Origin of the sequence: Limnohabitans sp., assembly GCF_031539175.1 — a bacterium.
In the GTDB taxonomy this organism is placed as follows: Bacteria; Pseudomonadota; Gammaproteobacteria; order Burkholderiales; family Burkholderiaceae_C; genus Limnohabitans.
In genome coordinates this window covers 15,217-32,181 of sequence record NZ_JAVKLQ010000048.1, presented here as the reverse complement: position 1 = coordinate 32,181, position 16,965 = coordinate 15,217, and the positions used below count along the sequence as shown (strand labels likewise).

20 protein-coding genes are annotated in these 16,965 nt (G+C 51.0%); 12 read left to right on the top strand and 8 right to left on the bottom strand.

Features of this window, described 5'->3' with window-relative positions; all coding sequences use genetic code 11:
• Positions 1–185: 185 nt before the first annotated feature.
• Positions 186–782 carry an LON peptidase substrate-binding domain-containing protein gene (locus RMS95_RS08505; protein ID WP_310615108.1) on the bottom strand — a complete coding sequence of 199 codons (597 nt, stop codon included), beginning with the start codon at positions 780–782 and terminating at the stop codon, positions 186–188.
• Entirely contained in the window at positions 779–2,194 is a 1,416-nt protein-coding gene (locus tag RMS95_RS08500) for an exonuclease domain-containing protein (RefSeq protein WP_310615109.1), read from the bottom strand. The genes RMS95_RS08505 and RMS95_RS08500 overlap by 4 nt, the downstream gene beginning before the upstream one ends.
• Positions 2,195–2,543: 349 nt before the next feature.
• On the opposite strand from RMS95_RS08500, the gene RMS95_RS08495 reads away from it, so the two are divergent.
• From RMS95_RS08495 to RMS95_RS08485, 3 genes are read left to right on the top strand one after another with little or no spacing between them, the layout of a single operon-like run.
• Positions 2,544–2,927: a translesion error-prone DNA polymerase V autoproteolytic subunit gene (locus tag RMS95_RS08495; RefSeq protein WP_310645290.1), complete on the top strand. Its 384-nt coding sequence runs from the start codon at positions 2,544–2,546 to the stop codon at positions 2,925–2,927.
• Positions 2,928–2,930: 3 nt separating this feature from the next.
• Entirely contained in the window at positions 2,931–3,773 is an 843-nt protein-coding gene (locus RMS95_RS08490; RefSeq protein ID WP_310615111.1) for an endonuclease, read from the top strand.
• On the top strand, positions 3,770–5,032 hold the full coding sequence (locus tag RMS95_RS08485; RefSeq protein ID WP_310645288.1) for a Y-family DNA polymerase: 1,263 nt from the start codon (positions 3,770–3,772) through the stop codon (positions 5,030–5,032). The genes RMS95_RS08490 and RMS95_RS08485 overlap by 4 nt, the downstream gene beginning before the upstream one ends.
• A gap of 97 nt (positions 5,033–5,129) precedes the next feature.
• Here the strand turns inward: RMS95_RS08485 and RMS95_RS08480 are convergent, their stop codons facing one another.
• From RMS95_RS08480 to RMS95_RS08465, 4 genes are read right to left on the bottom strand one after another with little or no spacing between them, the layout of a single operon-like run.
• Positions 5,130–5,561 (bottom strand): hypothetical protein, encoded by a 432-nt coding sequence (locus RMS95_RS08480; protein ID WP_310615113.1) that lies wholly within the window; start codon positions 5,559–5,561, stop codon positions 5,130–5,132.
• Positions 5,558–6,895 carry a recombinase family protein gene (locus RMS95_RS08475; RefSeq protein WP_310645286.1) on the bottom strand — a complete coding sequence of 446 codons (1,338 nt, stop codon included), beginning with the start codon at positions 6,893–6,895 and terminating at the stop codon, positions 5,558–5,560. Before RMS95_RS08475 ends, RMS95_RS08480 begins: the two co-directional genes overlap by 4 nt.
• A complete protein-coding gene (locus RMS95_RS08470) occupies positions 6,892–7,365 on the bottom strand; it encodes a DUF2924 domain-containing protein (RefSeq protein ID WP_405023338.1) in 474 nt (157 codons plus the stop codon). Before RMS95_RS08470 ends, RMS95_RS08475 begins: the two co-directional genes overlap by 4 nt.
• A complete protein-coding gene (locus RMS95_RS08465) occupies positions 7,362–7,616 on the bottom strand; it encodes a hypothetical protein (RefSeq protein WP_310615115.1) in 255 nt (84 codons plus the stop codon). Before RMS95_RS08465 ends, RMS95_RS08470 begins: the two co-directional genes overlap by 4 nt.
• A gap of 287 nt (positions 7,617–7,903) precedes the next feature.
• Between RMS95_RS08465 and RMS95_RS08460 the strand changes: the two genes are divergently transcribed.
• The 5 genes from RMS95_RS08460 (at position 7,904) to RMS95_RS08440 (ending at position 12,993) form a co-directional block, all read left to right on the top strand.
• Positions 7,904–9,145: a hypothetical protein gene (locus RMS95_RS08460; RefSeq protein WP_310645284.1), complete on the top strand. Its 1,242-nt coding sequence runs from the start codon at positions 7,904–7,906 to the stop codon at positions 9,143–9,145.
• A gap of 11 nt (positions 9,146–9,156) precedes the next feature.
• Complete coding sequence (locus RMS95_RS08455) at positions 9,157–10,107, top strand: hypothetical protein (protein ID WP_310645283.1); 951 nt, start codon at positions 9,157–9,159, stop codon at positions 10,105–10,107.
• A 317-nt stretch (positions 10,108–10,424) separates the two neighbouring features.
• Positions 10,425–11,360: a chromate resistance protein ChrB domain-containing protein gene (locus tag RMS95_RS08450; protein ID WP_310645282.1), complete on the top strand. Its 936-nt coding sequence runs from the start codon at positions 10,425–10,427 to the stop codon at positions 11,358–11,360.
• Positions 11,361–11,368: 8 nt separating this feature from the next.
• Positions 11,369–12,538, top strand: a complete 1,170-nt coding sequence (locus tag RMS95_RS08445) for a chromate transporter (protein WP_310615119.1) — start codon at positions 11,369–11,371, stop codon at positions 12,536–12,538.
• Entirely contained in the window at positions 12,538–12,993 is a 456-nt protein-coding gene (locus RMS95_RS08440) for a cytochrome c (RefSeq protein WP_310615120.1), read from the top strand. Before RMS95_RS08445 ends, RMS95_RS08440 begins: the two co-directional genes overlap by 1 nt.
• A 156-nt stretch (positions 12,994–13,149) precedes the next feature.
• Here the strand turns inward: RMS95_RS08440 and RMS95_RS08435 are convergent, their stop codons facing one another.
• Together RMS95_RS08435 and RMS95_RS08430 are read right to left on the bottom strand one after the other, a co-directional pair.
• Positions 13,150–14,118, bottom strand: coding sequence for a nucleotidyl transferase AbiEii/AbiGii toxin family protein (locus RMS95_RS08435; protein WP_310645281.1), 969 nt, complete (start codon positions 14,116–14,118; stop codon positions 13,150–13,152).
• The gene (locus tag RMS95_RS08430; protein ID WP_310615122.1) at positions 14,115–14,516 is read right to left on the bottom strand and encodes a DUF6088 family protein; all 402 of its coding nucleotides are present in this window, start codon (positions 14,514–14,516) and stop codon (positions 14,115–14,117) included. Before RMS95_RS08430 ends, RMS95_RS08435 begins: the two co-directional genes overlap by 4 nt.
• A 374-nt stretch (positions 14,517–14,890) precedes the next feature.
• Here RMS95_RS08430 and RMS95_RS08425 point away from each other — a divergent pair, with 374 nt between their 5' ends.
• The 4 genes from RMS95_RS08425 to RMS95_RS08410 all read left to right on the top strand — a co-directional run bounded on the left by RMS95_RS08425 (position 14,891) and on the right by RMS95_RS08410 (position 16,887).
• Positions 14,891–15,163, top strand: a complete 273-nt coding sequence (locus RMS95_RS08425; RefSeq protein WP_405023373.1) for a helix-turn-helix transcriptional regulator — start codon at positions 14,891–14,893, stop codon at positions 15,161–15,163.
• Positions 15,164–15,173: 10 nt separating this feature from the next.
• Positions 15,174–15,659 carry a hypothetical protein gene (locus tag RMS95_RS08420; RefSeq protein WP_310645278.1) on the top strand — a complete coding sequence of 162 codons (486 nt, stop codon included), beginning with the start codon at positions 15,174–15,176 and terminating at the stop codon, positions 15,657–15,659.
• Positions 15,660–15,711: 52 nt separating this feature from the next.
• The gene (locus RMS95_RS08415) at positions 15,712–16,419 is read left to right on the top strand and encodes a hypothetical protein (protein ID WP_310645276.1); all 708 of its coding nucleotides are present in this window, start codon (positions 15,712–15,714) and stop codon (positions 16,417–16,419) included.
• Positions 16,420–16,656: 237 nt separating this feature from the next.
• Positions 16,657–16,887 (top strand): DUF6511 domain-containing protein, encoded by a 231-nt coding sequence (locus RMS95_RS08410; RefSeq protein ID WP_310645274.1) that lies wholly within the window; start codon positions 16,657–16,659, stop codon positions 16,885–16,887.
• The last annotated feature ends 78 nt before the right edge of the window (positions 16,888–16,965 follow it).

Genomic DNA, 16,965 nt, shown 5'->3' with positions numbered 1-16,965 from the left:
TTGGTATCGTTCTTCTCGGCTGAGGTGCTTGTACATTGGGCAATTTCGATTTGGCGGTTAAAGCGGCCATGATGCTCTCGCATCCTCAGCCACCTATAACCAGTTCATCTTTGTTGCACTTCGTCCTTGAATCCGCCATTGCTGAAAACAGCAAAGCAACTGCCTACTGTGCAGGGGTATTATTCTTATTCGATCAGAGCATCTATCTTTTGCATTCTCTTCAATGGATCAAGCTCGCAAAGCAGTTCAAGCTTCTCTTCGGTGCTGATGTCCATTGCTTCTGCATATCGGTTTGCAACCCATCCACACTGATCAAGCTGGTAGGGTTTGAAGATGGGAAGTCTGTGACTTTGCCCTTGCTGCTGGGCACTTGCTATTACTTTACCGAGCCTGTCAGCATGGTGTTGCAAGTAGGGCGGTAGTTCAATCTCTTCATCGTTGGGCAAATAGACAATTTCACCTTGCCAGACACTCAAAGGGCCGGGGTATGTGTTGCGCAACTCAAAACGAATCCCACCTTGGCAAATCACACGAAATAAGTTGGCTTGTACTTGTTCAAAGTTTCGGATGTGTGCGGTACATCCATGCATGTGTAGCAGAGGTATCTCGCCTGGCACCTGTATCTCGCTGCCTTTTTTTAACCAAACCACACCAAATGGGATTTGTTGTTGATAGCAGCGCTTGATCAAATCAAGGTAACGAACTTCGAAAATTTGCAGCGACAGCATGCCATCTGGAAATAGCCCGTGGGAAAGTGGGAACAGAGAAATTTTTTCAGTCATGTCGTCGTCTCAAACATCTTTCTGAGCTGGATGACATGTTGCTTATGAGATCCAGTTATCGCTTTTTTGACGATCTTGTAGATGTCTAGATCAAACTCTGCCTGACCAGATTCAGCCAAGCTGTAGAGCTCATCATGATCGTTTGCAATGCCAAGGTAGCACCACTTGTCAATTACCACCATGCTGTCGCCGTCCTTGATGGCTATGGCGCCCTCGAAAGGCCACACCTGAACTTTGTAAAGGTTGAGTGCGGTTTGCAATTTCAAATGGTGCATATCCAAAGACACTTTGCCAATGCAAGCCCCTTGGCATTGTTTGACTTGGTAGCCAAAGCAAGGCTTTCCTTCCACTGCTTTTTCCAGGCCCAGCAGGGCTTCGCACAGCTGGTATTTTTTGGCGACCGCGGCCAAGTAACTATGGGCTTCTTTTTTGCTGTAAAAAAGTCCATACAAATTGTCTTGCAGGCCGGGTTGCAACTGCGCGTGCGTCACCAGCGTTGGCTTTTGAACGCCTGCGCTGTCAGTGACCAATTGCCATGCGCACAAATCTTTTGATTTGCGCAGCTTGATGTTCATGCTTGGCATGCGCTCTTTGATGAGCCTTGATTCAAGAATCAGCGCGGTCAGCTCGCCACTGGTCTGGATCCAGTCAATGTGAAACACCTGCAGCGACAACTTCATTTCTTTGCGAACGGTGAGGGCACTTTGAAAGTGGCTCATCACGCGGGTGCGCATGGCAATGCTTTTGCCAATGTAGAGCGGCGCGTTGTGTTCGCCATAGAACATATAGCAACCCGGCGTGTCGGGAATGCTGTCGATCACAGATTGGTTGATGTTGGGCGGTAGGCTGACACTTGCAGTCAACTGGTGGACGGCTTCTAGTAGCCGCGCTTTGCCAACTGCCTGTTCGCACACACGCCAAAACTGCAAGAGTAAATCAGCGTCGCCCATGGCCCTGTGTCTGGCACTGACCTCTAGTCCGTGGGTTGCAATGAGTGTGTCTAAGTTGTGCCTAGGCTGTCCGGGAAATAACAGGCGCGACAGCTTTACCGTGCACAGCACCTTAGGCCTGAAATCCATGCCCAGTCGTTTGAACGACGCTTTGATAAAGCCGTAGTCAAACCTCGCGTTGTGGGCGACAAAAATTTTGCCTTCCAGCTCTTCCTTGAGTTGCAGCGAAAGCTCTTCAAACGTGGGCTGGTCGGCCACCATGTCTGGTGAAATCCCTGTCAGCCTTTGGATATTTAGTGGAATAAAAGTTTCAGGATTGATCAGGCTTTCCCATTCGATCACATCAGTGGGAGTCAGAGTTTTGATGCCGATTTCGGTGATGCGATCGCGCTCGAAGTGAGAACCAGTTGTCTCGATGTCTACAAACGCTAGTACGGGTGATGTGTTCTCTTTGTTCTTCACCGCTAGATCTCCAAAAGTTCTGGATCGTCAATATTTATCCACTGCCGTGCAGCATCGGCTTTTCCGAATTTGCTCGTTCTATCAACGGTTTTGATCGTGGTACCTGGATTAAAAAAATGCACTCTAAAGTGTTGATGTTGCGTCTTAGTAGGGCCTTCGAAGTTTCAAACCACGCTTGATGGGCATATGGCATGTCTTTTGCCGTTGGTGCCAGCTGTAGGTGCAATTTTTGTCATAAGTTAAGTTCTGCGCGCTCTTGCAATGCTGTACGTATATCCAGTATTATATATTTATGAAAGCATCTAAATATTTAAACGACAAGCCTGCCAAGCTGTTTTACAAGCGTCTCATGCTCAACGTATGTAACTGGGCTGTGCATGCAGGATTTCCCTCGCCAGCAGCTGATTACGCGGAAGAGCAGATTGACCTAAACAAGCACTTGATTCGCAACAAAGCCGCAACCTATGTGTTTCGCGTCAAGGGCGACAGCATGACGGGTGCAGGTATCTATGAGGGTGATGCGCTTCTGGTAGACCGTAGCATGGACCCTAAGCACAACAACATCGTAGTTGCCCAGTTGAATAACGAGTTCACGGTCAAGCGGCTTTACCGCCGTGGCGGCGTGGTCAAGTTGATGGCGGAGAACCCCATCTATCCACCTCGCCTCATCAAGGAAGAGGATGACTTTGTGGTCTGGGGTGTGGTGACCAACAATATTCACAAGCTGTGTTGATCGATGACACATCCAAGCGTGACCGAGCACAAGATTGATCCAGCCAGTCTGGCTGCATTGCCACGTACGCCAGGTGTCTACATCTTCAAAGGGGAAGGGACGTTGCCTCTGTACATTGGCAAGAGCGTCGACATTCGCAGCCGGGTGATGAGTCATCTCCGAGCACCTGACGAAGCCAGCATGATTGCGCAGACACGACGCATTGACTTCGTTGAGACAGCGGGTGAGATTGGTGCGCTGTTGCTGGAGTCACGCATGATCAAAGAACAAAGCCCGCTGTTCAACCAACGGCTGCGCAGGGTCAGAACGCTGTGCTCAATTCGCCTGACCTCAACGGATAAAGGTAACTTGCCAGAAGTCGTGGACAGCAAATCTGTCAACCTCGGCGAGACAGCAGGGCTGTATGGCCTGTTTTCATCCGACCATGCCGCTAAGGCCATGCTCAAAGAGCTGTCTCAGCAGCACAGACTGTGCATGTCTGTTCTGGGGTTGGAGAAAACTTCGGCACGCGGCTGCTTTGGGTTACAGATTAAAACCTGCCTTGGTGCGTGCGTGGGCAAGGAAGATCGGCATACCCATGACCAGCGTCTCTTGTCTGCGTTGGTAGATTCACAGGTAGAGGTCTGGCCTTTCAGCGGCCCCATTGATGTGATCGAAGAATCCGACGGATGGGTGCAACGACACCGAGTCAACAACTGGTGCTACTTGGGCACACAGTGCTCCAAGGTAGGCACAACCAGCAAGCTCAACGCATTCAAACAAAATAACTTCGACCTAGACAGCTACAAGATTTTGGTCAAACCCATCATGCTGAAAACGGTGAAGGTTGAAACGGTCGACCCATGAAGCAGCAGCTTGCATTGGTGGACTGCAACAATTTTTATGTCAGTTGCGAACGCGTGTTCCGGCCTGATCTGAAAAACGTGCCCTTGGTCGTGCTGTCCAATAACGACGGTTGCGTGGTGTCGCGCTCAAACGAAGCGAAAGCCCTGGGCATCAAGATGGCGCAGCCGTGGTTTGAGTGCAAAGCACTTGCCGAAGAGCACGGCATCCTTGCCCTGAGTTCCAACTATGCCTTGTACGCCGACCTGTCAAACAGGGTGATGTCTATCCTCAGCACTTACTCACCCAGGCACGAGGTGTACTCCATTGATGAGTGCTTTGTGGACCTCACAGGCACGCCTCAATTGAAAGAGGTCAGCTATCAAATGCGCGAGCGCGTGATGGCGTGGACGGACATCCCCGTGTGTGTGGGCATTGGACCTACCAAAACATTGGCGAAGCTCGCCAACCATATTGCCAAGAAGCATCCCAGATCCAAGGGCGTCTTCAACTACAACGACTTAACCGACGCGCAACAAGACAAGTTACTTAGCCAAATCGAAGTGGGCGAGGTCTGGGGCGTAGGCCGCAGACTGTCTGCGCGGCTGGCGGAGCATGGCATCCAGACGGTTCAAGATCTACGCGCAGCACACACAGCGACCTTGAGAGCTGAGTTCGGTGTGGTGATTGAGAAAGTGCAACGCGAGCTCCAAGGCACGGTCTGTATTGATTTGCAAGAAATGGTGCCTAACAAAAAACAAATCGTCAGCAGTCGATCGTTTGGCCAAATGGTCCGAGAGGTGGAGGTGCTCAAAGACGCCATGAGCACTTTCGTCGCCAACGCTTGCACGAAGCTGCGCGCACAAGGCTCCCATGCTTCTTTGATTCAAGTGTTCTTGCACACCAACCGTTTCAGAAGCGACTTGCCTCAATACAACCCATCCTTCACCTTGCCGTTGCCGCAACCGACCAACGACAGCTTGGTGGTCAACCGTTGGGCCGATTACCTAGTGGGGCGTTTGTTTAAACCTGGCTATGAGTACAAAAAAGCGGGGATCACGCTGGGTGAGATTGCGCCAGTGGGACAGTACCAAGCGGATTGGTTAGAGCCTAGCCAAGCGACTGACACGCGCTTGATGGATGCGCTGGATGGCCTAAACAAGCGGTTTGGACGTGGCACGGTCAAAGTCTCCACCCAAGGCGCCTACCAATCTTGGCAGATGAGGCAGGAGCGCAAGTCGCCGAGTTACACCACTGATTGGGACTCCGTTCCGTGTGTCTGATGTAATACAGCGAATCGAGGTAATTCCTAGGTGTCTCGTTTTAGCCATAGAAGCTGCTAGTGACCGAGGGCAAGCTTGGTACGCCGTGATTTACCCCCTAAGTTACACCGCTTATTAATGCGCGTTGATTACTCCAGTCGATGGGTAGGGGATGTCTAGTGAACCATTGAATGTTTAAAGCTGCTGGTTGAGTGCCCGTAAGAATGCTCTCAACGATTGATGGATCCAGCAACGTTAATCGAATTAGCTCGTTTACTGAGCTAACTTCGACACCTTCTTTTTTGGCAATTTCTGAACCACTTTTGACTACGCCATTGTTGATAAGGTGGGCCCAATAAAAAGCCTTTGCAATCGCATTGATCAACACGCTATTAGTCCCCGGCTTTATTAAATGCGTCTCAACTGATTCTGCATTTGGAGAAATGATCGTTTTTCTTCTTCCGCGTTGTTTAAAAAGAATCGGGTTAAAGGGAAGTACCTCTGCTGCTTTAGCCGAGGTTTTAGGCGCATCTTTCTGTTCGACGTTCACGCTACCTCCAACACTTCGATGTGCAGCCTCGAGTCCTTTGAGGTGATGGCTTTTACAAAATCACCTAAGGCTTCATAGCGCATCAGAACTTCTGCGCCGTTGTGCCTGACGGTTACCCGCTTAACCAAGCTCTGAATAATTGCGATTTTCATGACTGGGAAAAATTGGTTCCACAGCTCTGCCGTTCTTCGAAAGAGCAACATGACTGCTTGTGGTTCATCAATGCCTGGGTTGATCTTTTGGATCTGCTCCCAATACTTGTCCACCATATGGTCACTGCGTAGATATTCCAGCAACTTCTCCATCACACCTGTCTCCAGTTGGTCTGCATTGAAGTTCCATGATTGGCTTGTTTCTGCCCCCATGTGCAACTTCTTGTTGATGACGTAGTACCGATAAACCTTGCCGTTGGGCTTTTTTGTAGCCGTAGGTATGAGCAAGTCGCCATCTTCCGTATATGCGATGTTGCGTAACAAGAAGTCATGCTTATCCTTTCGTTCCCATGTCTTGCGGTTACGCAAACGCTTGTCGCTGGCTAGGATTGCATGCGCTTCATCCCAGAGGTTTTGGCTAATCAATCTTTCGTGCTGAGCGGGGAAGCTCTCGCCTTTATGTGTGATTTCACCGATGTATGCACGGTTGTGGAGAATCTTGTAGATGCCTTGCTTACAGAATGACTTCTGCTTCTTTGTCTGAATCCCTTGTTGGTTCAAATCTTTAACGATTTGTGTCGTCGACTTGTTGTCAATAAACTGCTCGAAGATTCGTTGAACCAATTCGCCTTCCTGCGGTTCGATTAAGAGCAAGCGGTCTTTAACAATGTAGCCCAGTGGTACAGGACCTCCCATCCACATACCTTTGCGCTTAGACGCCGCAATCTTGTCGCGAATTCGTTCGCCCGAGACCTCTCGCTCAAACTGTGCAAATGACAGTAGGACATTGAGCATCAAGCGTCCCATTGAGGTCGCTGAGTTAATTTGTTGAGTGACTGAACTAAAGCTGACGTTGTAATGGTCAAACACTTCGACCATCTTGGAAAAGTCAGCAAGCGAGCGCGAGAGACGGTCGATTTTGTACACCACGACGATGTCAATCTTTCCGGCTTGGATGTCTTTGAGCAGCCTTTTCAATCCGGGGCGTTCCATGTTGCCGCCAGAAAAGCCCGGGTCTTCATAGAAATCAGGTGCGAGCTCCCAGCCCTCATCCTTTTGACTCTCAACAAACGACATGCCAGCCTCTCGCTGTGCATCAATTGAATTGAAGGATTGGTCAAGACGCTCATCCGAGGAGACTCGGCAGTAAACCGCGCATCTTTTACGTTTGATCTCACTCATTGCTTACCTCCTTGAGTTAAACCAAAGAAGGCAGGACCTGACCACTGCGTTCCTGTGATTTGCCGAGCAACTGATGAGAGGGACGGGTATTTGTAATCACCATACTCAAATCTTCCGTCAATCGTGACAGTGACGCGGTGATCTTGGCCACCATATTCACGAATCAATATCGTGCCAGGCAGCAGCGCCGTGATGGGGCGTGTACTGGTCTTGATTGAAGACAGGCGTTCACCAAAATTTGCTAACAGGTCTCGCGTGGCAGGCTTGAGCCCCCCAAAAGCTAGCTCTTGCAGGCGGTAGGCAAGGCGGGACTCAAGATGTCTGCGGTTTGGGTGCGTGGGACGCTCTTTGAAATGCTGATCCCACAGGCGCCAAAGATCGGGCATTTTTAGAAAACTGAGGGCAGTAATTTCACTTCCGATGGTGTTTATTTTTTCCATAGATCTTTGTTGTCGATCTTCTGATTTCATGAACGAACTCCTTTGTTTGTTGAGGGGTTCGTATTGACGCTCTGGTGGGCATTGAAGTCCAGAAACTCGTCTCTGTCAGTGGCATAAATCTGACTCTTTGAGGCTTCGCTCAAATCGTTCTTGGTCATTACCGCTGCATGTGCCATGAGCTCTGAAATTTGATTAAGAGTCATGTATTTGCACTTTTCAGCATGACCGTTTGAACGGGGGCGAAATGCGATGACAGAAGGAGGAATTTGTGTTGATTTCATGGCTAGGTTGGTTCTATTAAAACTGGCCTGAAATCGTAGGTCTGACACCTTTAACGTGTAACTCCAGATGGCGGGAATGTTGGCGACATTGGGGCTTGAAACGCCGGTAAATAGGAGATTTCAGTCTGAATTTGGCGTAATTTCGCGGCTTGCGAAGATGGTTTTGACAGATCCATCAAATACTGTATATTTATACAGCAAAGCGCAAATTTTGATCTAAATTGACAAGCTTTTTGTGGGGGTCAGTAAAGGTCAATTTCCAGGAATAAAAACAAAAAGGAGACAACGTGAGTAAGCCACAGTCTTACGCAGACATCTTGCTGTGCCTGCCCGTCGACGAGACGTTTAAAGCATTCATGATTCGCCACGATCTACCCCTGCCCGAGGGGTGGTCATGGCAAGACAACACCCATACATCGCATAAGCTGATCAAGCTCATTCAGGGGCACCCCAACACCGTCAAACGAGATCGAATCATTGCGGGCTTGCATGCAAGTTCGACATTGGCACATCCGCTTGGTAAGCAGGCGATGTTTCAAGCCACGCATGCCAAGCCCAATGAACTGGTTGGATTGATTGCCTGTGAGAACGATTTGCATCGATCGTTCTGGTTGTACGTCAATCATCCAGATTTGTTTGAGGCAGCTGCTGAGATCGAATACCTGGATCAACACAGCCAGCAGGCCCAGCAGCATGACCTAGGCTTGCGCCGAGAGGTCAAACGTGACGAAGCTTCAGTTGCTCATTTCTGTGATGCCATCAAGCTCTTTTACCAACGTGAGCTTGGGTGTGGCGAAGTGTGTGTGGTTAACGTGTTAGACCGCTCTCAAGGTACGCAACTCATCACGATCCACGCCAAGGACCTTGCAACGGCGCGTCTTGAGTTTGAAGGTTCACAGTTGCAGCGCCGTGTGGGCAGTCCCAATATCCACATGGTGTTGGAGTACTCGCAGTTGACTGGGGTTGCTAGAACAATCATTCGAGGCGGTGCCAAATACCACGCAATGTTGTGTGAGGCCTTCGCCACTCATATGTTGGGCGTGAGTGCGGAAGCACAACGCATACAGCGCCCTGTGCTGGATCTGTCCAAACTCAGATTGGGTTTGCAAATTCCACAGGCGTTTGATGATGGCTTTGTGGGTCTTCAGGTCAAGAGCTTGCACTTGTTAAGTCCATGTGAGCGCCTAAAAGTCGAATGCACAGCAAGTGCCTCAACGGATCGGCAATGCGTGACTGATTTGATCGGGGCGTACTTTCAGCATGAAAACCCTTTGAGCCGTGGCTGGGAAATTCATGCCGCAACGCTGAATCTTTACATGGCTCCTGTACAGGGCAAATCCAGAAGTTCACTGGTAAGTGTTGAGGTGACAAGCAAAGGGCGCTTGAACCTACACAAGTTCGATGAGAAGTTGCGCGCCCAACTCGAAGGTTATCTTGTTCATCTAGAGATCCTTGAACCCAAGGATGCGCTGGAATACCAACTCAGTAATGCAGCGGGCAATCCTCGTCCTATGAGCCTTTTTGAGTGAGGGGATGGGTCATGCCTACTAACAAGAAAGCACTGATCTTGGCTGGGTTGCTCATGACTCGAGGTGGATATTCATATGAACGATCGATTCCTAAAGGTCAGGTCTCTGGGTTGAAGTTGTTGAGTGAACTCAAAGCGATCGTGCCTGGTCCGCTGGATTCGCGCTATGCCAGTTGTTCATTTTGTGGATTGCATCGTGGACCCGTTTTTCGATGTGATGGTGAGATGCATGTCCAGTGCCCTGACTGCGGCCCCTACAAAGTGGATGTGTCAGAGCAAAGAAACTGGTCGCTAGACATCGACTGGATGATTAGAAAACTACGCGCAGCTTTAAACATTGCCGCACACGTCGCAATTCAGAAGCTTTATGAGGGCGTGTGGCAAATCGGGTTGTACAAGAAGCGAGCTGTGATCTTGGCGGAACGTATTGAGCTTGTCGTTGCAAACGCCTTGAATCTGTTTCACGGAAAAACGCCTCGCCTTGACAGTTGGGTGATCACGCCAAGGCCATTAAGTCGAACTTCATTGGATCCGCTTTTAGGCACGGCGACTTGGTGGCATCTTGAAGATTGCTTTGCTATTCATGGCAATGGACTTCGATTTGTAGGCGAGGAGGGGGGTGTGATTGAGGCATCGGTTGAGCCTCGATCCGTCGCAGTGCACGGACCATTTTCTGAAACCTTTGAGTGGGTCCATATTCCGGATTGGTCAAATGATCCCATTCGGTTGACGGCAGCGCAGGCAGCAATTTTTGAAGTCCTCTGGCGGTACCGAGGACAGCCTCAGTCTGCAGAGACGATCATGAACAAGGCGCACTTGGCTAGCGACAAGCTCATCGATGTGTTTAAGATCAAGGCGGCTAACAGAGGTGATCCAACGTATGAAGGTCCCATGCATGCCTACGAAACACTTGTTGTTCGAAATCGTCGAATGGGGTTGTATTCTTTGAGCGAGTTTCAATAATGTTAGACAGATCTGAATATTCTTCGCAACCATTCAACCAGAAAAAAAGACCTGTAGCGTTCCATTCGTTGCGAGCATTCGTTCAATATAGGTCAGTGGCTGGTATGCAGCGATTGCGGTAGCCAAGTGACTGTGCCGATAGACTGCAACCGGCCACTAACGGTCAGCCGGGGCCATGCCTGATGGCAGTAGTTCGCAGCCTGAATGGCCTCCAGAGCTGACATGTAAGGTCGGCCCGGCAACTGGATAACCCTTGCCAGCAGATGGCTGAATAGATGAGTGTAGAGATTGATTCAACATGTAGAATAATCTACATCATGAATTGGCTCTGCTTCATCACCAGCCTGCCCACAGAAAACGCCACTCTGCGTCAGCGTGCCTGGCGGGCCCTCAAGTCATCCGGTGCCACGGTGCTTCGCGATGGCGTCTATTTGCTGCCCGATTTGTTTGGCAATCGGACGCTCCTGGATGGCATCGCTCAGGATGTGTTGGCGGGAGGTGGCACAGCCATAGTGCTGGACACCATCGAACCTTCTGGAGCCAATTTCAAAAGCCTGTTCAATCGGTCGGAAGAGTACGCAATCCTTTTGCTTGACTTGGCCAAAGCCGCAAGCGATCTGACGCCCGTCTCGGTGCAAGACGTTCTCAAGCAAGCCCGAAAGCTGCGCAAGACATTTGATCAGCTCAGCCAGATCGACTTCTTCCCCGGTCAAGAGCGCGCTCAAGCCGAATCTGCACTGGTTGAGTTGGAGGTGGATTGCGCACGTCTGGTGTCGCCAGATGAGCCTCGTGCCGCCAGTGACGCTCTCTTAGCTCTCAGCATTACCGACTACCAAGGCAAAACATGGGCTACGCGTGCTAAGCCTTGGGTGGACAGGTTAGCCACGGCTTGGTTGATCCGCCGCTTCATTGATCCTCAGGCTCGCATCCTCTGGCTCAAAAGCCCCAAGGATTGCCCCAAAGATGCCTTGGGATTTGATTTCGACGGGGCCAGTTTTTCTCATGTCGGGACCAAAGTGACTTTTGAAGTCGTGCTGGCCAGCTTTGGATTGATCAACCCGGCCTTGCAGCGTTTGGGCCTGTTGGTGCATTACCTAGATGTGGGTGGCGTGCAGCCACCCGAGGCTGTGGGTGTGGAGGCCGCGCTGGAAGGCCTAAGCAGCACGATCACCGACGACGATCAATTGCTCGCTCTGGCCAGCGCCATTTTTGATGGGCTGCTGACCACATTCCAGAAGCCAACTGACAAGTGAGACAAGCCATGACTGAAATCAAGACCCTGAACACCTATTCCCTCTGGCAACTAACGCTGTATTTCCTGCGACTGGGCACCCTCGGCTTTGGTGGCCCTGTGGCGCTGGTGGGATTCATGCACCGCGACCTGGTGGAGGAGCGTAGCTGGATTTCCGAAGCCGACTACAAGGAAGGACTGGCCCTGGCTCAAATTGCACCGGGGCCACTCGCAGCGCAACTGGCCATTTACCTAGGCTATGTGCATCACCGCATCTTGGGAGCGACGGTGGCGGGCTTGGCCTTTGTGCTGCCGTCGTTTGTCATGGTGGTGGCTCTAGGCATGGCCTATGTGTCCTATGGAGGATTGCCTTGGATGCAAGCGGTGTTCTATGGCGTGGGCGCTGCGGTGCTTGGCATCATGGCCATCGGCGCACACAAGCTATCAACCAAGAGCATCGGCAAGGACAAACTGCTATGGTCCATCTTTGGTGTGCTAGCCGCCGTCACCATCATCACGCAGTCCGAGATTGCCTGGCTGTTCATCGCAGCAGGACTTTTGGTCTGGGTGATCCGATGCAAGCCCAGCTTTGGAAATAAGGCCATGGGACTGGGTTTGGTGCCTCCAGTCGATGCTGCTCAACTGGCTCCGGTTGTCCTTGATCCTGCATTGCTGACCCAGATTGGACTGTTCTTTGCCAAAGCCGGGGCATTTGTCTTTGGTTCTGGTCTCGCAATTGTGCCGTTCCTCTACTCGGGCACCGTGACGGAGCACCATTGGCTTACCGACCGTCAGTTCGTTGATGCCGTGGCCGTGGCCATGATCACGCCGGGGCCTGTGGTTATCACGACAGCGTTCATCGGCTATCTAATTGCTGGCTTGCCTGGTGCCACCATGGCTGCCGTGGCTACCTTCCTGCCGTGCTACCTGATCACCATCGTGGCCGCACCCCACTTTAAGAAATGGGGAAAGAATCCTTCGGTGATTGCATTTGTGGATGGCATCACAGCTGCTGCCATTGGGGCCATTGCAGGCTCGGTTGTGGTGATTGCGCAGCGCTCCATCAGCGACATCCCCACTGCATTGCTGGCTGTGGGTGCCACGGCGCTGCTGTGGAAGTTCAAGAAGATTCCTGAGCCACTACTGGTCATTGGCGCAGCACTGATCGGATTGGTTATCTACCCTCTGGTGAGCCATTGATGAAAGTCGTATTTAGCCTGTTACCCCTCTCTCTGGGCTTGTTACTCCAGTGCAGCTTCGCTCACGCTCAAGACCGCAAGATCGAGCAAGCAATCAAGCATCGCAAAGCAGCGTTCACCTTGATGGCAACCTATGTCAATCGGATGGTGCAGACCGTGGACGGTCATCGACCATTTGATGCAAAGCAAATGACCCAAGATTCCCGAACGGTGGAGTTGCTGAGCAAGTTACCCTGGGAAGGATTTGTCGAAGGCAGCGAACGTGGTGACACGAGAGCCAAGGATGACATCTGGTTTGAAGAGGATAAGTTCAAGCGGTATGCCAATGAATTGCAAGTCAAGTCTGCGGGTGTAACCGCTGCTGCTGAATCTGGTGACCTCAAGCGGTTTAAAGCCGCATTGGGGCAAATGCGGGATGCCTGCAATGCTTGTCACAAGGCTTTCCGTAAGGATTGAAAACAGAAATACATCTCAAAAATTTCCTTTGCAGATGGCCTTTGATGGTGTTGTGTCTTCGAAGGATTTGGGACGAAGACCTGATCGAATGACAGCATTACGGATGACCCAAAGACAGCAGTGGGTCGATAGCTGTCGATGGTCACAACGATTGGCTTAAAGTTCATGGACCAATCGATTGGCTATTTCCTCAAAGCTGGACCAAGACTCCTCGAATGTGAACTTTCCTTCGCCATAAACCAATGGCAATAGCACTCCGTGATATTCATGATGTGATTGCGTGTCACTTCCTACTTGATGCAATGCCGTAGTGAGAATAGTCTTCGGGTCAGCCGCGAATTCAGCATCTTGGTACCCAAACTCGTCCACATCACCAGCAGTAAGAGTAACAAACGCCGCAATGGAATCGTCTAAAACTTCAGGTTTTTTCGAGATGATGCAATGCACATCGTAGATATGCCGTACAAGTGCCGTATCCCAATGCCGTTGCATCCTCCCTGCTCGATGCTGAGCGAATCGTCTCAAAAAAGATAAAACCTTTTCTGCCAAAGTTTCTGCAACCGAGACAACAGGTACTGGAAACACCATCCCCCTACGCGCTGCGAGTTTGTCGGTCAAAGTTCCAAGCGATGCGATCTCTGTCGGCAAAGTAGGAGCTCGAGCTATCAATTCCAGCTGCAGGTTTGGCCGTAGGGCAGCGACGCCATCGTATGCGCGCTGGTAGGTCCATTGGCTATGGTTATATCGATTGTTGTTTAGTGATCGTTGGAACTCTTTGTCTTCAATAAATCCGATGTGTTCAAGTGTCTTGATTACTTGTCCTCGAACTTCATCACCAAGGTAGCGTCTTAATTGATTCTGTGACCAATTTGCAGTGTCGTGCGACAGCACAATTTTGATATCAGCATCTTCTGACATGCGCTCAATGAGTCCATGTGCTTTTGACAGACTTGTACCGCCACAAAATACTAACGACGCATGTTCGAACTTAAGGGCAAAAATTGCCTGCAATGCGGCTGTCAAATGTTCGTCTTTTTCAAGCAGGGCTGCGGTAATCCCGCCAATGTCAGCCTCAGCAACCAAAGCGTCGATGAGTTCTAGTCGCTCAGCTGATAGTGTTCTCATGCGTGCTCATACTTTAAGAACTTTCCATTGAAACCAATTTTTCGACTGATTCGTTGTTTGCCAATGTTTACAACGATACCAGTGGGTATCTGAGTGCTTCGACCAGAGTTGTACTCAGCAGTTTGGAACGATTCTTTAAGACGAACACCAAGTTTGGCTAAAGCTTGTGGGCCAAGCACTTCGAGTGGCTGAATTGGGATTGGTTTGCCGGAGATCACGCTGGGTTTTGCCTTGGCATAGATGCCCACACCAAGCCGTACCACCACGCCAATGTCTGTGAGTTCCCTTAGGGCGCGCTTTACCGATGCTTCGCTGCCAAATGGCAGGAAGTCAGTGGGCCGAAACACTAGGTCGGCACGACTCCGAATGGAGCGTCTGATGCGATCGGTGATGTTCATGGCAACATTTATGGCTCATTAACCATTGATTAATAATCATCGTAAGTGATTGATTTATTTGAATTAAATCACTCAAATACAGATCAATGACCGAATGATACATTCTTTACGGCAAGTCTGCAATATGACGCAAAAACCTAGCAATTTGGGGTGAGGGAGTCCGCCGCACTGACCTCAAACCCTAGACATGGCAAGGCTTGGCGAATTTAGCGCTATTTTCACAAGCCTATTTGATAAGCAGGGGGCTTAAGCGGTGCTCCAAAAGAACGGTGAACTAGAGATATCGCACAAGTTCACCAATCAGTTCCTTATCAGTTCTCCATTGATTTCCTGAAATAGAGCCGTTGTCCCTCTACTGAATCAAAGGAGTAAATATGCGGTCTACAACACCAGCCCGAACCGGGCGTACATCCCCTCTGGGCTCCTCAGCTCATGAATCCCTTCCAGCCGAGCGCATGGTTTTCACGGAAGCTGACTTGGCCTCCCGTTGGGGCATGAGCCCCAAGACTCTGCAGCGTTGGCGAACCGAAGGTCGTGGTCCTCACTACCTCAAGCTTGGCAAACGCGTGACGTACACCGTCAACGCTATCGAGGCGTACGAGAACTTCGTGCAGCACATCTCGACTTCACAACGCGTCGCAAGCTAAGGAGCCAGAGATGAACCACCTTCAACTCCACCAGGCTGCTTTGCCTGATCTCTCGGCCAACCAAATCAGCCGACTCCCCAAGGACCAACTGGCTCAGTTCAGCCATGCGGTGCAAGAACTCCATGACTGGACCATCCAGATGCGTGGGCGTATCAACCGTGGTATTGAGCAACGCTACGAAGAGCAAATCCGACAAGCCAATAGCTTCGGTGAAGAAGAATCGGCGCGTTTTCGGATTGACGACGGTGACTTGCAGATCGATGTCTCACAAGCTAAAGAGGTCGTCTGGGACCAAGAGCACCTCACTCAAATCGCCGACCGCATGGTCGCAGCAGGGGACCGCGTGCAGGACTTCATGGAAGTTCACCTGTCTGTGTCTGAACAGGACTATGCCAAGTGGCATCCATTGCTACGCGCTGCTTTTCAGCCTGCACGCCAAGAGCTTGTCACTGAGCCTCAATTCAAGATTCGTTGGGTCGGCGAAGTCCAGCTTTGACCCCGCTCTTTTTTGAATCAACCCCTCATTCACACATTCATTGGATTTACACATGTACCAAGAACAACACGCCTCAAACGCTATCAGCAGCTGGAACGACTTCAACGACGCCGAAGCCCAACAAAGTGGCTTTGACCTGATTCCTAAGGGAACCCAAGCCGTGGTGCGTATGACCATCAAACCTGGTGGCTATGACGAACCCGATCGCGGATGGACGGCAGGCTATGCAACTGCTTCACATGAAACAGGAGCTGTTTTCCTGTCTTGTGAATTTGTCGTTCTGCACGGCCAATACGCAAAACGCAAGATCTGGAGCAATGTGGGCTTGCACTCCAACAAGGGGCCGACTTGGGGGCAAATGGGGCGCAGCTTTATCAAGGCGGTGCTCAACAGTTCACGCAACATCCACCCGGATGACAACTCGCCAGAGTCTGCGCAAGCACGTCAAATTCGCAGTTTTGCAGACTTGGATGGCGTGGAGTTTCCCGCACGCATCGGTGTCGAAAAAGACGGCAAAGGTGAGTTGCGCAACATCATCCGAATGGTCATTGAGCCTGATCACAAAGACTATGCCGATCTGATCTTGGCCAAGGCGCAAGCCGCAGGCCAAGGTGGCTCAAATGGTGGTGCTCCCGCTGCGGCTGTTCCGGTGTCGCACGTGCCACCAGCTAACTTGCCGCCATCGAACTACCCACCCACGGGTTACTCCACGCAAACGCGTGTGCCCAGCACGCAAGGACGTCCCTCATGGGCGCAGTGAGTAACGCTCTGAAGCATGGGGAGCAAGCGCGCGGTCATGAAATGTTGGGTTTGTGCAAGAGAGGCCAGAGGCTTCGGTCATGCGGACACTCGCTTTCAAGTCGGGAGGGCTCGTCGTTATCCCGTCGACTGGGTGTTTTGTTCGCAGCGATGCCAGCGGTGTTTCCACAAACTCTACCAAGCAGGCGTGCGATTGCTCAACCGTGGAGATATACGCATCACGGTAAAGGAGGGCGAAGTGATTGATCCTTCCGAAGCCGAAATGGCAGCCATGCATCGTTGTCTCAAGCCTTTGGGCGAGGCCGCGAACGAAGTGGGCATGGATCGCGCATTGAGTATGTATTCGCAAGACGAAGCGCTGCTCTTGATCAACGCAGTGGTCACCACCTACGTGGAGGCAATGGTCGAAGCGCATGAGGCAGGCAAGTACCCGCCTTTGCGAATGCTTGGCCAAGGGTCCTACGGCTAGGCACGCCATGCAAACGCGGCACTAGCTGCTGCGCCTTATTCAATTTTTAAACCTGATGCTGACCATGCGAATGGTCAG

Bases quoted from the DNA above. Each gene is read 5' to 3' on its own strand.
- RMS95_RS08450 (WP_310645282.1), top strand. From the start codon at position 10,425: ATGAATTGGCTCTGCTTCATCACCAGCCTGCCCACAGAAAACGCCACT.
- RMS95_RS08505 (WP_310615108.1), bottom strand. From the start codon at position 782: ATGACTGAAAAAATTTCTCTGTTCCCACTTTCCCACGGGCTATTTCCA.
- RMS95_RS08445 (WP_310615119.1), top strand. From the start codon at position 11,369: ATGACTGAAATCAAGACCCTGAACACCTATTCCCTCTGGCAACTAACG.
- RMS95_RS08415 (WP_310645276.1), top strand. From the start codon at position 15,712: ATGTACCAAGAACAACACGCCTCAAACGCTATCAGCAGCTGGAACGAC.
- RMS95_RS08440 (WP_310615120.1), top strand. From the start codon at position 12,538: ATGAAAGTCGTATTTAGCCTGTTACCCCTCTCTCTGGGCTTGTTACTC.
- RMS95_RS08455 (WP_310645283.1), top strand. From the start codon at position 9,157: ATGCCTACTAACAAGAAAGCACTGATCTTGGCTGGGTTGCTCATGACT.
- RMS95_RS08420 (WP_310645278.1), top strand. From the start codon at position 15,174: ATGAACCACCTTCAACTCCACCAGGCTGCTTTGCCTGATCTCTCGGCC.
- RMS95_RS08495 (WP_310645290.1), top strand. From the start codon at position 2,544: ATGCTCAACGTATGTAACTGGGCTGTGCATGCAGGATTTCCCTCGCCA.
- RMS95_RS08475 (WP_310645286.1), bottom strand. From the start codon at position 6,895: ATGAGTGAGATCAAACGTAAAAGATGCGCGGTTTACTGCCGAGTCTCC.
- RMS95_RS08430 (WP_310615122.1), bottom strand. From the start codon at position 14,516: ATGAACATCACCGATCGCATCAGACGCTCCATTCGGAGTCGTGCCGAC.
- RMS95_RS08465 (WP_310615115.1), bottom strand. From the start codon at position 7,616: ATGAAATCAACACAAATTCCTCCTTCTGTCATCGCATTTCGCCCCCGT.
- RMS95_RS08435 (WP_310645281.1), bottom strand. From the start codon at position 14,118: ATGAGAACACTATCAGCTGAGCGACTAGAACTCATCGACGCTTTGGTT.
- RMS95_RS08425 (WP_405023373.1), top strand. From the start codon at position 14,891: ATGCGGTCTACAACACCAGCCCGAACCGGGCGTACATCCCCTCTGGGC.
- RMS95_RS08485 (WP_310645288.1), top strand. From the start codon at position 3,770: ATGAAGCAGCAGCTTGCATTGGTGGACTGCAACAATTTTTATGTCAGT.
- RMS95_RS08470 (WP_405023338.1), bottom strand. From the start codon at position 7,365: ATGAAATCAGAAGATCGACAACAAAGATCTATGGAAAAAATAAACACC.
- RMS95_RS08490 (WP_310615111.1), top strand. From the start codon at position 2,931: ATGACACATCCAAGCGTGACCGAGCACAAGATTGATCCAGCCAGTCTG.